Source organism: Ectobacillus polymachus, assembly GCF_048159605.1.
GTDB classification, from domain to species: Bacteria; Bacillota; Bacilli; order Bacillales; family Bacillaceae_G; genus Ectobacillus; species Ectobacillus polymachus.
The window spans coordinates 1,696,904-1,708,876 of the sequence record NZ_JBLREB010000001.1; the positions used below are offsets into that span (position 1 = coordinate 1,696,904).

The window sequence follows — 11,973 nt, forward strand, 5'->3', positions numbered from 1 at the left end:
ATCATCCACCCTTTTGTATTAAAATTCAATTTTCAGTATTGTCTGTACCTGCTGCAAGTTTCTTCGCTTGCTGCAACAATTCGATTGCGTGCTGTTCATCTTCTACTTTGGATGATTCTAGCAATTGCTTCAGCTGATGTAACTGATCTATTTCTTGTAATGATGTGATTGTGTATTTTATTGGTACTTGACGAACCTTCACATTAGCCTGTTCATATAATTCCATTGCATAGGGATGGTTTTTATAATCTTCAGCATAGTAAACAGCAGAAATTCCACTTTGAATAATAGCCTTACAGCAAGGAAGGCAAGGAAAATGTGTTACGTAAATTTCCGCACCTTCTGTTTTTACACCAAATTTGGCACATTGTAAAAGGGCATTCATTTCAGCATGGATCGTTCGAACACAATGATTATCAATGACATAGCATCCTTCATCAATGCAGTGATCCCCTCCTGTAATGGACCCGTTATAGCCGCCTGCTATAATCCGTTTGTCACGAACAATTGTGGCCCCTACCGTTAATCTTGTACATGTACTTCTTAGCGATAAAACATAGCTTTGTGTCATAAAATATTGATCCCAAGAAATTCGCTCCATTATATTTCCCGCCTTATCTTTTTCTTTTAAGTTTACCTATATAGTTGAAATATCGTCAATCCATTATGGTACAATAATTTCTTCTTTCATTTTTTCAAGTGTTTTTTCTCCAATCCCATTAACCTTAAGAAGATCCTCTATTTTTTGAAACGGTCCATTCTGCTCTCGATATCGAATGATGCTATCGGCCTTTGTCGGTCCAATTCCAACAATGCTTTCAATGTCCTCCTTCGTAGCAATATTTATAGCAACCTTTTTCTTCCCTTGCTTCTCCATTGCTACGCCCTGTTCGCCAACGCGAGGAATATACAGAAGCATTTGGTCTTGCACAAATTGAGCTAGGTTGACCTTCGTTTTATCTGCCTCTGGTAAAAATCCACCTGCCTTTTCAATAGCTTTCTGTACACGATCCCCTTGCGACATTTCATAGACTCCTTCAAACTTTACAGCTCCTTTAATATCAATGACAATGTTTTCTTGTTTAACCGGCTCACTCTTATCTTTCGTTTTTTCTATTTTTTCTACTGTCGGCTTTGTAACGGCCTGGGGAATTTGACTCTGATTCCCTTTTGTATTCGAGTAAAACATACCGATGACGACAAGTGCGCCGACCAAAATCATTCCCCATTTTTTGATTTTTTCGATATTCATGCACTCCTTTTCCAGTAATCTTCATAAATTGGCGGCACGCTTCATATTGTTTAGGAGAAAACCGTTACGAAGGAGGGGATGCAATATTGAACATAGGAGTGATAGGAACAGGAAATATGGGTACCCTCTTAATAGATTCGTTCGTGGATGCTCATACAATCGAGCCTTCGTGTTTCAATATTATTAATCGTACTTTATCTAAAGCATATGACTTGAAAAAAAAATATCCTTCCATTCATATTGCAGCGTCTATAGAAGAACTTATTATCCAGAGTAATATCATTTTCATCTGTGTGAAGCCTCATGAAATATATCCAATTTTAAAGCAACATAGGACACTGTTTACAAAAGAGAAATGCCTAGTTTCCATTACAAGCCCTGTCGAGGTATCACAACTTGAATCTGTGGTATCATCTCATGTAGCTCGTATCATTCCAAGCATAACAAACCGAGCATTATCAGGAATTTCGCTTTTTACCTTTGGAGGTTCTTGTAGTAAAGAATGGCGAACGATCCTCTATGCTCTCTTTCAATCGATCTCAACACCAATTGAGATTGAGGAAAATGTAACGAGAGTTGCTTCTGATATTGTAAGCTGCGGACCGGCATTCTTTAGTTATTTACTGCAGCAATTTATTCACGCTGCTGTAAGCGAAACAGATATCACCCATGAGCAAGCAACCACATTAGCAAGTGGAATGCTAATCGGTATGGGTGCACTGCTTGAAAAAAAATATTTTTCTTTACCCTCCCTTCAGCAAAAAGTTTGTGTAAAAGGCGGTATAACGGGGGAAGGAATTAAAATTATGGAAAATGAGCTAGGAGACATGTTCAAACATCTTTTCAATCGTACACATGCAAAGTACGAAGAAGATAGGCAAGAAATAATAAAACAATTTAAGAGATCCTAGCATAGGTTCTCCGTATACATTTCATTTCCTCCTTGGCTAATTTTGTAAATAACGCTATATGTACGGGAAAAACCACCTTTTTCCGTACTCTAACTTTACAAGATGTAAAGATTACTTTGTAAAATTGAAAGTGAGTGTGATTTTACAATAAAACTGATTAGAAAAAAGAGGAATGAAACAAAATTAGTTTCATTCCTCTTTCACATTGAAGTTTCACTTTACTGCAGCAAAGAAAATGCGCTCTGTTTTCTCAGAAACAGGATTCATTTCAAGATCTGTTATACTAACAATAGAAAATCCAATTTCCTCTAACCATTTTTGTAAGCTTGCGATTTCGTATGCTCGTTGGACATGAAACTCTTCAAAACGAACGAACGTTTCATCATTCGGTTCTTTCACAAAAAATGATAGCTCATGCTCAATGCTATCTTTCATTTCACCAGGAAAACAGTTCCAGATAAGCGCAAGCTGCTCTTCATTAATCGTGAATGTCTCATTTTCAAAAATATGATGAATTTTATACAATGAGTGAACATCAAATAAAAACAAGCCCTTATCCTGCAAATGATGATAAATACGGGCAAATGTTTGCTTAACTCCCTCTTCATCTGTTACATAATTTAATGAATCACAAAAGATTGTAATGATATCATACTTTTCCGGTAATTCTAGTTCTCTCATATCTTGCTGATATAAAGGTATAGAAAAATCAACTAGTTTATGCTGTGCAATCGTCAACATTTCTTCCGATAAATCAACACCCGTCACATCGTATCCTTTTTCAGCAAGCGGCAATGCAATATTTCCTGTCCCACATCCAACATCTAATAACGTTTTACCAGAAACATGAACTTCTTGCTTTTTCATTTCGACAAATTGAATCCATTTTTCATAGGGAATATCATTCATCAATTCATCATACAGTAACGCAAACTGCTCGTATCTCATTGTTCAGCTTCTTTCAAAATGTCTTCGCGTGGTACATCGCCCCAAAGTCGTTCTAAATTATAATAGCTGCGTTCGTCACGATGGAAAACGTGGGCAACAACCTCCCCCATATCTACAAGTACCCAGCGTCCTTCATCAAAACCTTCTATCTGCTTGATTTCATATCCACTCTCTTGTACTTTTTCTTTCATTTCCCTGGCAATAGCTTGCACCTGCTTATCAGAATTCGCTTGACAAATTATAAAATAATCAGTGAAAGGAGATACTCCTTTCATATTTAATGCTATAATATCTTCTGCTTTTTTATCATCAGCAGCTTTCGCTACCACGGATAATAACTCGTGTTGATTCATCCAATAAATTCCTCCTTGAGTATTGCATTATATGTTTTTACTGTTAACGGGTAAATTCTTTGATTACGCTCCATTAAAAATGAAATCGTGTTCTTTAATGCTTGGAGTAAAGCTTGATTAATATCCTGCCAGGCTAGGGCTCGAACTTCATCTACCCCTGGAAACTTCCGTCCAGGTTCAATATAATCTGCTAGCCAAATAACCCTGTCAAGCATCGTCATATGTTCATGGCCGCTCGTATGATACATAATCGCCTGTAGGATGTCATGATCCTTGATTCCTACTTCCTTTGCAACAAGATAAGCTCCTACCGGGGCATGCCAAAGCTCTTTATTATGATCTAGTAAATCCAGAGACATATGTTCACGGATAATTATTTCTTCCATTTCTCGAATCGATCTGCATTTTGCATAGTCATGAAAAATGGCTGCCATTTCAGCTTTTTTTGTATCTACATCATATTTCTCAGCCAATAGAACAGCCGTCTCCATCACACCAATGGTATGAATATAGCGCTTCTCATGCATCTGCTTACGTACGATAGCTAACGCCTGTTCCCGCTCCATATAATCCATTCCTCTCAATATAAGTTTGCACCTTCTCAGGCAGCAAATATTTAGTCGTTCCACCATCCGAAAATCGGTCGCGTATAAAAGAAGAAGATACTGCAAATTCTGGAATCTCTATTTTTTTAATAGCATAAGGTGTATGAAGAGAGTATCCTGGTCTTGTTACTCCTACAAATTGAATAAGCTGAAGTAATTCATCTATTTTATGCCATTTAGGCAAATACTCTACCATATCCCCGCCGATAATAAAATAAAATTGCTTGTCAGGACAATTCTTCTTTAATTGTATCACAGTATCATACGTGTAGGATGGGCCTTGCCTTTCTAATTCAATGAGACAAATTGAAAAATGCGGTTCGTGTTCAATAGCTAGCTTTAACATCTTTACTCGATGATGGGTACTCACTACATCCTTTTCGAGTTTATGTGGTGGTATTTTGTTTGGTACGAACCAAATCTCATCAAGTTGCAACGCATGGTACACTTCATTTGCTATGAGAAGATGACCGTTATGCGGAGGATCGAATGTACCACCGATAATGCCGATTCTATTCATGGCAATGTGATTTTCTTATGCTCAGCTGATTCTTTATATAGTACAATACTGCCTCCAATCACTTGTACAAGCTCAGCTTGTGCACCAGTAGCTAATTCCTCTGAAACCTCATAGCGGTCATATTCACAATTTTGTAAAACACTCACTTTAATTAATTCCCGTACTTCTAATGCTTCACCAATTTGTTTTACCATATTTTCATTTACGCCGCCTTTACCAACCTGAAATATAGGTGATAAATGATGAGCCTGCGCCCGTAAAAATCTTTTTTGTTTTCCTGTTAACATTTTTTATCCTCCAAGTTTTGTTATTACGAGCTGTTTCATTCGTTCCACATTCGGCCATTTCCCCGTCCAAAGCTGAAAGGCTAATGCTCCTTGATAGACAAACATATCGACTCCGTTTTGCACAATGGCTCCAGCTCGTTTTGCTTCTGTTAAAAACGTAGTTTGAAATGGATTATAAATAATATCCGTTACAATTGCCCCTTGTTTGAGCTCTTGAATTGAAAAAGGTGAATCCTCAACATGTGGGTACATGCCAACCGATGTCGTATTGACAATAATATCGTATGATTGCTCATTTTGTAATGCTTCTTCTAATGAAACAGCATAAGAAGAAGTTTGATAATGACAGGAGTCTATTAAATCTTGAGCACGAGAAATCGTTCGATTTGCAATATCAATTTGTGTTATCCCCTTCGATGCAAGCGTGAAATAAATAGCACGACATGCACCGCCGGCACCGATAAGCAATACGCGTTTCTGACTTAAGGAATCTCCTGCAATGGATTCTAGGGCTCGTACATAACCAGTTCCATCTGTATTATAACCGATTAACTGTCCATCCTTGTTTACAACTGTATTCACTGCACCAATTTGCTTCGCTAAATCATCAACAGAATCAAGATATTGCATGATCGCTACTTTATGAGGAATCGTTACATTGAATCCAGCTATCTCTGTGGCCCTAAATCCTTTCACCGCATCAGCAAGCTTATCCTCCTCTATCCGAAAAGCATGATAATGAGCATCTATTTGTAAGGACGAAAATGCATCATTGTGTATAAGAGGCGATAAGGAATGACCAATAGGATTACCTATAACTCCATATAGCTTCAAACTGATCTCCACCTTTATATTAAAGATTTCCGGATAGAAGCACTAACTCCCTTCGGAACATGAATGGCAATTTTAGCACCCGGTTCATTAATTGTAATCCAACCTAACCCCGATATTACAACATCCATTTTAGGTTCATGGATGACAAATTCATGTCGCACGAGCTCTGGAAACGTTTCAACCTCTTCCGGGAACGGCGGACTAAGTAGTTCCCCAAGATGCTTTGCATACACTTCATCTGCCTTCTCTAGCTTCGTACGGTGTATATGCACTGCATTAGAAACGTAGCAGACAAACGAACGCCGTCCACCGCTTACATAATCAAAACGAGCCATTCCTCCAAAGAATAAGGTTTGTTGTTCATTTAATTGAAACACCATTGCTTTCACTTCTTTAGAAGGCGTAATGGTCTTTAAGCTCTTCTTGTTAACATAATGGGCCATTTGATGATGATTGATAATTCCAGGTGTATCATATAATGATGTCGTATGATCAAGAGGGATATCAATTATATCAAGTGTTGTCCCAGGAAAATGAGACGTCGTAATAACATTTTCATTTACATTACCAAAGTCTTTAATAATACGATTGATAAAGGTTGATTTTCCAACATTCGTACATCCTACTACGTATACATCTCTTCCTTGGCGATACGTCTCGATTGCCCCAGCAAGCTCAGCAACTCCATTTCCAGTGTGAGCACTAATGACGAATACATCTAGCGGCTTCAGACCGAGCTGCTTTGCACTATACTTCATCCAATGAATCAGTTTTTGCGGTTTTACTGCTTTCGGAAGCAGATCTACCTTATTTCCTACAAGAAGTACTGGATTTTGACCGACAAATCGGTGGAGACCAGGAAGCCAGCTTCCATTAAAATCGAAAATATCTACAAGTTTAATAACAAGCGCATCGCTTTGGCCTATGCCATTTAGAATTCGAAGAAAATCATCATCTGTAAGGGAAACATCTTGTATTTCATTGTAATGCTTTAGACGAAAGCAACGCATACACACTACATGATCTTTCTCTAAAGAAGAGGGAGGTGCGTACCCAATTTCTTTAGGATGTTCTGTTTGAATAACTGCACCGCAGCCTACACATTTTAATACTTCTTCCAATCACGATTCCTCCCACTGAATATAACCATGTCTTTTTAAACTCTTCATTATACGTCTTTCAATCATTCTATTAACCCGAGTTGTCCATCCATCTGAGCTTGCAACTGGAACCACGAGAATCGTATACAGATTCAGACGATTTCCTCCTAGAATATCTGTTAACAACTGATCGCCGATAACTACAACTTCCTCACGCTTTAATTCCATCGTGTTAAGTGCACGTTGAAATGCTGTAAGAAATGGCTTTTTAGCACGATGAATAAATGGAACTTGCAACGGATCTGAAAATAATTTCACTCGTTCTTCCTTGTTATTCGAAACAATCGTTACCTTTATGCCATTCTCACGCATACTAGTAAGCCATTCGATAAGCTTTGGTGTGGCATTCGGACGATTCCATTCGATTAACGTGTTATCTAAATCGGTAATGATTCCTTTCACGCCCCGTTGCTTTAGCTTTTCTGGTGAAATGTCGTATACATTTTTCACAAATTCGTTCGGTAAAAACAGCTTTAACAAAAATACCACCTCTTCTATAAGGAAATAGGGTATAGCCATCCCTCTCCATAACAAATTTGTCTGCCATTCCTTTTTCTTGTTCTGGCGGTTCTTAGGAAAAATAAATTCTAACGCATACATGAATAGAACTAAAAAAATAAGGAAATGTTTCGACAACATTCTTTTTAACCAACATTGTGGATAAACTTGTACACAATTTCCACACTTATTAAATCACCACATTGTGACATTACACACATTTTCTTCACAGGTTATCCACGAAGCTATGTGGATAACCGCCTAATTGTAGCAAAAGGAAATTTCTGGTACATTTAAACCACTAGAAATAATAATTTTTAGGAGGTGCCAGAAAGATGGAAAAGCTATCAGATGCATTGCTCACTGAATCTTATTATAAAGCAAAAGAACTAAATTTAAATCCTGAGTTTATTCTCCTCATTAAACAGGAAATGATTCGTCGTTCGTTAAGGGACAAGCTTCATAAGCCAACTTATGTAACCCAAAAGATAATGAATTAACAAGGCAAATCAAACTGCTTATTTTTGAACACCTTTCTTTCTATCATAATTACGCCTTCTTTACAACCTTTTCCTATACAATTTGAGCAATAACCTGTCCAACAACAATAGGTTGTCCTTTCTGCAAAGAGCTAGCAACGTTTATCATTCCAGCTTCAAAAAGAAGCACAACGGTTGATCCAAATGTGAAATAGGCTATTTCTTCACCCTTTTGAAGAGATTCTCGTTCATGCAATAGCTCGATACTATTTACAAACATTGCTCCAACCTTCACTATAGCTGATCGCTTTCCTTCACAGCTGAGTTCAGTAATCATTCGATAATTTTTACTTAACGGCTCTTTGCCATACTTTATTCCAAGTCGATTCACAGGGTACGACTTGCGTCCTAATGAATAACGTTCCAGAACACGGCCTGTCAGAGGGCTATGAATACGATGATAGTGGCTCGGACTTAAATAAAGCACAAAATAGGTTCCATTTATATACCGACTAGCCCGTTCTTCATTTCCTAGCATCTCAGCGATGGAATAATGCTTGCCTTTAATAACAAAATCTCGATCCACTGATATATAACCATAATCTTCGAGTACACCGTCAACGGGACTCACAATGGAATTTGGAGCTGTATCAATCTGCCTCATACCATCCTTTAAGCGTCTGGTAAACAGTTCATGTAATGTACGATAACTCTGCAGGTCCTTTTCCATTTCATTTTTGTTAATTTGATACGTCCGTGCATATGATGGAATCACATATGCACTTAAACGCGACTGTGCAAACTTTCGCAATACATATGAAGTAAAACGACCATTTGTCAATTCTATTAACAATCGATAAAAAACTTGTCGCAACGATCTATCCTCCTATCGGGCTTTCATAACGAGGTGACCTCACGCGTAAGTCACCTCGATCTATGAACCATTACACTGATACTTAAAATCTTACTATGTGCTATTATATTAGAAAACTTTGTCCGCTTCCATAAAGAGATGAATCTTACTACTAAAGGAAGCCTCCTTCATGTTTCCCTTTTTTGTCTTTTTCTGATCGAATAAATTCATGGAACATCTTCATTAACGCTCTCTTTTCAATTCTAGACACATAGCTGCGAGATATTCCTAACGCCTTAGCAATTTCACGCTGCGTTTTTTCTTTATCCAAGCCTAGCCCAAACCGATTTACAATCACTTCTTTTTCCCGTTCATCTAATATATCAATAAACTCACGTATTTTTTCTAGCTCCATGCTGAGCTGAATGGTATCAATTACATCATCCGACTCAGATTTCAATATGTCAATTAACGAAATTTCATTCCCTTCTTTATCCTGTCCAATGGGATCATGTAATGAAATATCCTTCTTTGTCTTTTTTAATGCTCGCAAATGCATAAGGATTTCATTCTCAATACATCGTGCTGCATACGTTGCCAGCTTTGTTCCTTTACTTTGGGAATAGCTTTCAATTCCCTTAATTAATCCAATTGTTCCAATGGAGATTAAATCTTCTGCATCTTCGCCTGTATTTTCAAATTTCTTGACGATGTGAGCTACCAATCGTAAATTATGCTCGATTAATACATTCCTAGCATGGGTATCACCATGTTCCATTAGCTCTAAATATTTCTTCTCATCATCTGGTGACAGAGGCTGTGGAAAGGCATTGTTTTTTACGTAGGAGACGAACATAAATAACTCCCGAACCATGTACCCAAGTGCGGCAAGCATACTCACTTTCTCACCCCCGCTAAATTAGTGTTCGTTATTATATGTATGAAGCGAGGAGAATGTCTTTGTTTGTACAGAAGGAAAAACTATATTTATTTAGGATTACGAATATATCATGATGCACGAAAAAAATCCGACTCAGTAGAGACGGATTTTTTAATGCCAAGAGTTGACTCACTAAATTACTTATATACCTAATAAATTAGTTTTCTGTGTTCTATTTATTAGTAGATTATTTTCAAGCTAGATTCTTCTTTAGAAAATCTAGTATTTTTGGCCAAGAGTCTAAGGATGACTTCGTATTTGCTTTGTCACTACCACCAAAAGTAATGGTCATTCCTCCCCAAGGAGACATCATAATGTTTGGAGGTATATTTGGTAAAACGTACGGAAAACATAAAAAATGCCCCGCATCTTTGTAATGTAGATGAATATTTGAGTAAGGGTGATTATAATCATCTAACCTCTCCATGACAGTTTCCGCAAAGAGAGAAGATGGCCACAATTGATCATCTCCTCCCGAAATAAGCATGACAGATCCCTTTATGTGCTCAACAGGTATACTTGCTGCATCCGTTTGTGTACGATCTTTCAATGTTTTGTAAAATCCAGCCAAATTACTAATGGGCTGTCTTGTGATTAGATTTTTATAAAATCTAAATATGCTGCCAATATCAAATTTAGATTTAAGATAATGTAATGGCTCGTTATGATACGTCCAACTTGGATAGGGCTGCGGTCGAAAATTGCTAAGACCTGCATAATGATATGCACTTGGAGAAGCAGCAATAACGGCCGAGATTTCTGGGTACTTTGTACCAAGCAATAAGGCCAGTTCTCCCCCTCGAGATAATCCGATTACGCCAATCCGATCATTGCTAATAAAAGACTGATCTTGTAGCCAATGAATTGCTCTACCGAAATATTCAAGCGGAATATTCATCAGATTCTTCGGTAAATCCTCCACGCCAAAATAAGGAAGTGCTAATGCTGCAAATCCATGTGCAGCGAGAAGAGCTGCAGCATCTTCTCGTGAACCACCGTCCGAACCTGACAATACGATTACACCAGCAATCGGTGGAGAATCTTTCGGATAATATAAAGTACCGATTAAATCACTATCTTCCACCTGCATTTTAGCAACTGTAGGAGAAACAAAAAAACGCTCTATTTCTGTTTCAGCGACCATTTTGCCATCAACTTCTGCAGTAAGTTGATAAATAAGAGGTGTTGATTTTGTTTTTATAAAAAAGGAATTTTTTCGTTTATCCTCAGGTTTCATGGACCAAAACAATCCCATAGAGTCTACTTCATCATAGGTGCCGCTTATTGGCTTTTGAATACTTGAATCGATGTTCCCATCTATATCCGCAATAAAGGTAGCATACGATTCAAATATCTTTCTTTCTCCATCTTTTGTTTTAGCTCTAATAGTAACGTGTTGTCCTTGCGAAAAACCAGACAAGCAAATAGGGAAGGATTGATTCACTAAAGTACTTTTTGGAACAGAAAAAGTCACAAAAGAGTTATCTAATATGGCTTCCATTATTTCCACTCCTTTTTATCACTATCAGATCGGATTCGTGTCTATTTATTGTTAATCTTAACTTAACATTTATATTATCATATATTTTCTTGTGTAAGGATAATTTTGTCATTTTATGATAAAATTGTTGCACAGGTTTATTTAGCTAAGATAACTTCAAGTGAATAATCGGTAAAAAAAGCATGAATTATAATAAAATAGAATTTCAAATTTATAGAGGAAAGCAATTACTATAAAAAAGGGGTACCTGCTTTGATAGGAGCAATCGTGAATTGAATCTTTTTTACGATACGACTCAAAAGAGATGTTACCCCTTTTGAGTCACTCGTTCCTATTTGTGACACAGAGTCTAACTCTGTTTATTAAGCCGCTTATTTGGTAACTTTTTCCCAGGATCTCCTTTGCCTTGTCGTTTTCTATTTTGTTCGTCCTTCTTTTGTGTTTCGTGCAATTTCTCTACAAAATCATGTGTATTCTCCATCCATTCCCCTCCTTTCTTACTAAACCTATTGTTACTTTACCCTTTAGGAATTACATGCATACAGTCTGTTAACAATCATTGCTAATACATTAACCTCTTGACAATTATATTTATATAGAATTATGATTAATTATACTTATTTGAACTTAGCGATTCTTCTATATAAAAAGCGTTGAATAGATACTAGTAATACTTATTTCCCTGTTGCAGAGAGCTGATGATTGGTGAAAATCAGCACATTATTTAAGTATGAATTGGACTCTTGGAGCTTCTTTTCATTGTAAGGCGTTACAACTTACGATGAAAAAGACGGGTAATTCCGTTATGTATATCAAGTGGTGAGTATGTTTA

General features: G+C 37.2%; 16 protein-coding genes and 1 other annotated feature (1 of these 17 running past the window's edge). Of the genes, 2 read left to right on the forward strand and 14 right to left on the reverse strand.

The window, feature by feature from the left end:
- Positions 1-25: 25 nt before the first annotated feature.
- Together ACM5BR_RS08715 and ACM5BR_RS08720 are read right to left on the reverse strand one after the other, a co-directional pair.
- Positions 26-601: a ComE operon protein 2 gene (locus ACM5BR_RS08715; RefSeq protein WP_416827304.1), complete on the reverse strand. Its 576-nt coding sequence runs from the start codon at positions 599-601 to the stop codon at positions 26-28.
- A 63-nt stretch (positions 602-664) separates the two neighbouring features.
- Positions 665-1,252 carry a helix-hairpin-helix domain-containing protein gene (locus ACM5BR_RS08720; protein WP_416827306.1) on the reverse strand — a complete coding sequence of 196 codons (588 nt, stop codon included), beginning with the start codon at positions 1,250-1,252 and terminating at the stop codon, positions 665-667.
- 86 nt (positions 1,253-1,338) lie between these two features.
- On the opposite strand from ACM5BR_RS08720, the gene comER reads away from it, so the two are divergent.
- On the forward strand, positions 1,339-2,163 hold the full coding sequence (comER, locus tag ACM5BR_RS08725) for a late competence protein ComER (RefSeq protein ID WP_416827308.1): 825 nt from the start codon (positions 1,339-1,341) through the stop codon (positions 2,161-2,163).
- Positions 2,164-2,376: 213 nt separating this feature from the next.
- On the opposite strand, the gene ACM5BR_RS08730 is transcribed toward comER, so the two are convergent.
- Genes ACM5BR_RS08730 through ACM5BR_RS08765 form a run of 8 tightly spaced genes read right to left on the reverse strand, consistent with a single transcriptional unit; the run spans position 2,377 to position 7,389 of the window.
- Positions 2,377-3,111 (reverse strand): class I SAM-dependent DNA methyltransferase, encoded by a 735-nt coding sequence (locus ACM5BR_RS08730; RefSeq protein ID WP_416827310.1) that lies wholly within the window; start codon positions 3,109-3,111, stop codon positions 2,377-2,379.
- A complete protein-coding gene (rsfS, locus tag ACM5BR_RS08735) occupies positions 3,108-3,464 on the reverse strand; it encodes a ribosome silencing factor (RefSeq protein ID WP_416827312.1) in 357 nt (118 codons plus the stop codon). Before rsfS ends, ACM5BR_RS08730 begins: the two co-directional genes overlap by 4 nt.
- Positions 3,461-4,030: a bis(5'-nucleosyl)-tetraphosphatase (symmetrical) YqeK gene (gene yqeK, locus ACM5BR_RS08740; protein WP_416827314.1), complete on the reverse strand. Its 570-nt coding sequence runs from the start codon at positions 4,028-4,030 to the stop codon at positions 3,461-3,463. Before yqeK ends, rsfS begins: the two co-directional genes overlap by 4 nt.
- Positions 3,996-4,589: a nicotinate-nucleotide adenylyltransferase gene (locus tag ACM5BR_RS08745; RefSeq protein ID WP_416827316.1), complete on the reverse strand. Its 594-nt coding sequence runs from the start codon at positions 4,587-4,589 to the stop codon at positions 3,996-3,998. The genes yqeK and ACM5BR_RS08745 overlap by 35 nt, the downstream gene beginning before the upstream one ends.
- A complete protein-coding gene (yhbY, locus tag ACM5BR_RS08750; RefSeq protein ID WP_416827318.1) occupies positions 4,586-4,876 on the reverse strand; it encodes a ribosome assembly RNA-binding protein YhbY in 291 nt (96 codons plus the stop codon). Before yhbY ends, ACM5BR_RS08745 begins: the two co-directional genes overlap by 4 nt.
- Positions 4,877-4,879: 3 nt before the next feature.
- Positions 4,880-5,710, reverse strand: a complete 831-nt coding sequence (aroE, locus tag ACM5BR_RS08755) for a shikimate dehydrogenase (RefSeq protein WP_416827320.1) — start codon at positions 5,708-5,710, stop codon at positions 4,880-4,882.
- Between the two features lie 14 nt (positions 5,711-5,724).
- Positions 5,725-6,831, reverse strand: a complete 1,107-nt coding sequence (gene yqeH / locus ACM5BR_RS08760; RefSeq protein WP_416827322.1) for a ribosome biogenesis GTPase YqeH — start codon at positions 6,829-6,831, stop codon at positions 5,725-5,727.
- Positions 6,832-7,389, reverse strand: a complete 558-nt coding sequence (locus ACM5BR_RS08765; RefSeq protein WP_416827324.1) for a YqeG family HAD IIIA-type phosphatase — start codon at positions 7,387-7,389, stop codon at positions 6,832-6,834. It lies immediately after the preceding gene.
- A gap of 314 nt (positions 7,390-7,703) precedes the next feature.
- Between ACM5BR_RS08765 and ACM5BR_RS08770 the strand changes: the two genes are divergently transcribed.
- Entirely contained in the window at positions 7,704-7,868 is a 165-nt protein-coding gene (locus tag ACM5BR_RS08770) for a sporulation histidine kinase inhibitor Sda (RefSeq protein ID WP_416827326.1), read from the forward strand.
- A gap of 73 nt (positions 7,869-7,941) precedes the next feature.
- Here the strand turns inward: ACM5BR_RS08770 and ACM5BR_RS08775 are convergent, their stop codons facing one another.
- The 4 genes from ACM5BR_RS08775 to ACM5BR_RS08790 form a co-directional block, all read right to left on the reverse strand.
- On the reverse strand, positions 7,942-8,721 hold the full coding sequence (locus ACM5BR_RS08775; protein WP_416827328.1) for a phosphatidylserine decarboxylase: 780 nt from the start codon (positions 8,719-8,721) through the stop codon (positions 7,942-7,944).
- A gap of 151 nt (positions 8,722-8,872) precedes the next feature.
- On the reverse strand, positions 8,873-9,601 hold the full coding sequence (gene sigK, locus ACM5BR_RS08780; protein ID WP_416827330.1) for an RNA polymerase sporulation sigma factor SigK: 729 nt from the start codon (positions 9,599-9,601) through the stop codon (positions 8,873-8,875).
- A 232-nt stretch (positions 9,602-9,833) separates the two neighbouring features.
- Complete coding sequence (locus tag ACM5BR_RS08785) at positions 9,834-11,141, reverse strand: acyl-CoA thioester hydrolase/BAAT C-terminal domain-containing protein (protein ID WP_416827331.1); 1,308 nt, start codon at positions 11,139-11,141, stop codon at positions 9,834-9,836.
- 349 nt (positions 11,142-11,490) lie between these two features.
- Positions 11,491-11,622, reverse strand: coding sequence for a DUF4023 domain-containing protein (locus ACM5BR_RS08790; RefSeq protein WP_416827333.1), 132 nt, complete (start codon positions 11,620-11,622; stop codon positions 11,491-11,493).
- A gap of 163 nt (positions 11,623-11,785) precedes the next feature.
- Positions 11,786-11,973, forward strand: a binding site (T-box leader); it runs 44 nt beyond the window's last position.

Excerpts from the sequence above, each read along its gene's own strand:
- yhbY (WP_416827318.1), bottom strand. The coding sequence starts at position 4,876 with ATGTTAACAGGAAAACAAAAAAGATTTTTACGGGCGCAGGCTCATCAT.
- ACM5BR_RS08730 (WP_416827310.1), bottom strand. The coding sequence starts at position 3,111 with ATGAGATACGAGCAGTTTGCGTTACTGTATGATGAATTGATGAATGAT.
- ACM5BR_RS08790 (WP_416827333.1), bottom strand. The coding sequence starts at position 11,622 with ATGGAGAATACACATGATTTTGTAGAGAAATTGCACGAAACACAAAAG.
- yqeK (WP_416827314.1), bottom strand. The coding sequence starts at position 4,030 with ATGGAGCGGGAACAGGCGTTAGCTATCGTACGTAAGCAGATGCATGAG.
- ACM5BR_RS08720 (WP_416827306.1), bottom strand. The coding sequence starts at position 1,252 with ATGAATATCGAAAAAATCAAAAAATGGGGAATGATTTTGGTCGGCGCA.
- rsfS (WP_416827312.1), bottom strand. The coding sequence starts at position 3,464 with ATGAATCAACACGAGTTATTATCCGTGGTAGCGAAAGCTGCTGATGAT.
- ACM5BR_RS08765 (WP_416827324.1), bottom strand. The coding sequence starts at position 7,389 with ATGGCTATACCCTATTTCCTTATAGAAGAGGTGGTATTTTTGTTAAAG.
- ACM5BR_RS08745 (WP_416827316.1), bottom strand. The coding sequence starts at position 4,589 with ATGAATAGAATCGGCATTATCGGTGGTACATTCGATCCTCCGCATAAC.
- ACM5BR_RS08785 (WP_416827331.1), bottom strand. The coding sequence starts at position 11,141 with ATGGAAGCCATATTAGATAACTCTTTTGTGACTTTTTCTGTTCCAAAA.
- ACM5BR_RS08770 (WP_416827326.1), top strand. The coding sequence starts at position 7,704 with ATGGAAAAGCTATCAGATGCATTGCTCACTGAATCTTATTATAAAGCA.
- ACM5BR_RS08715 (WP_416827304.1), bottom strand. The coding sequence starts at position 601 with ATGGAGCGAATTTCTTGGGATCAATATTTTATGACACAAAGCTATGTT.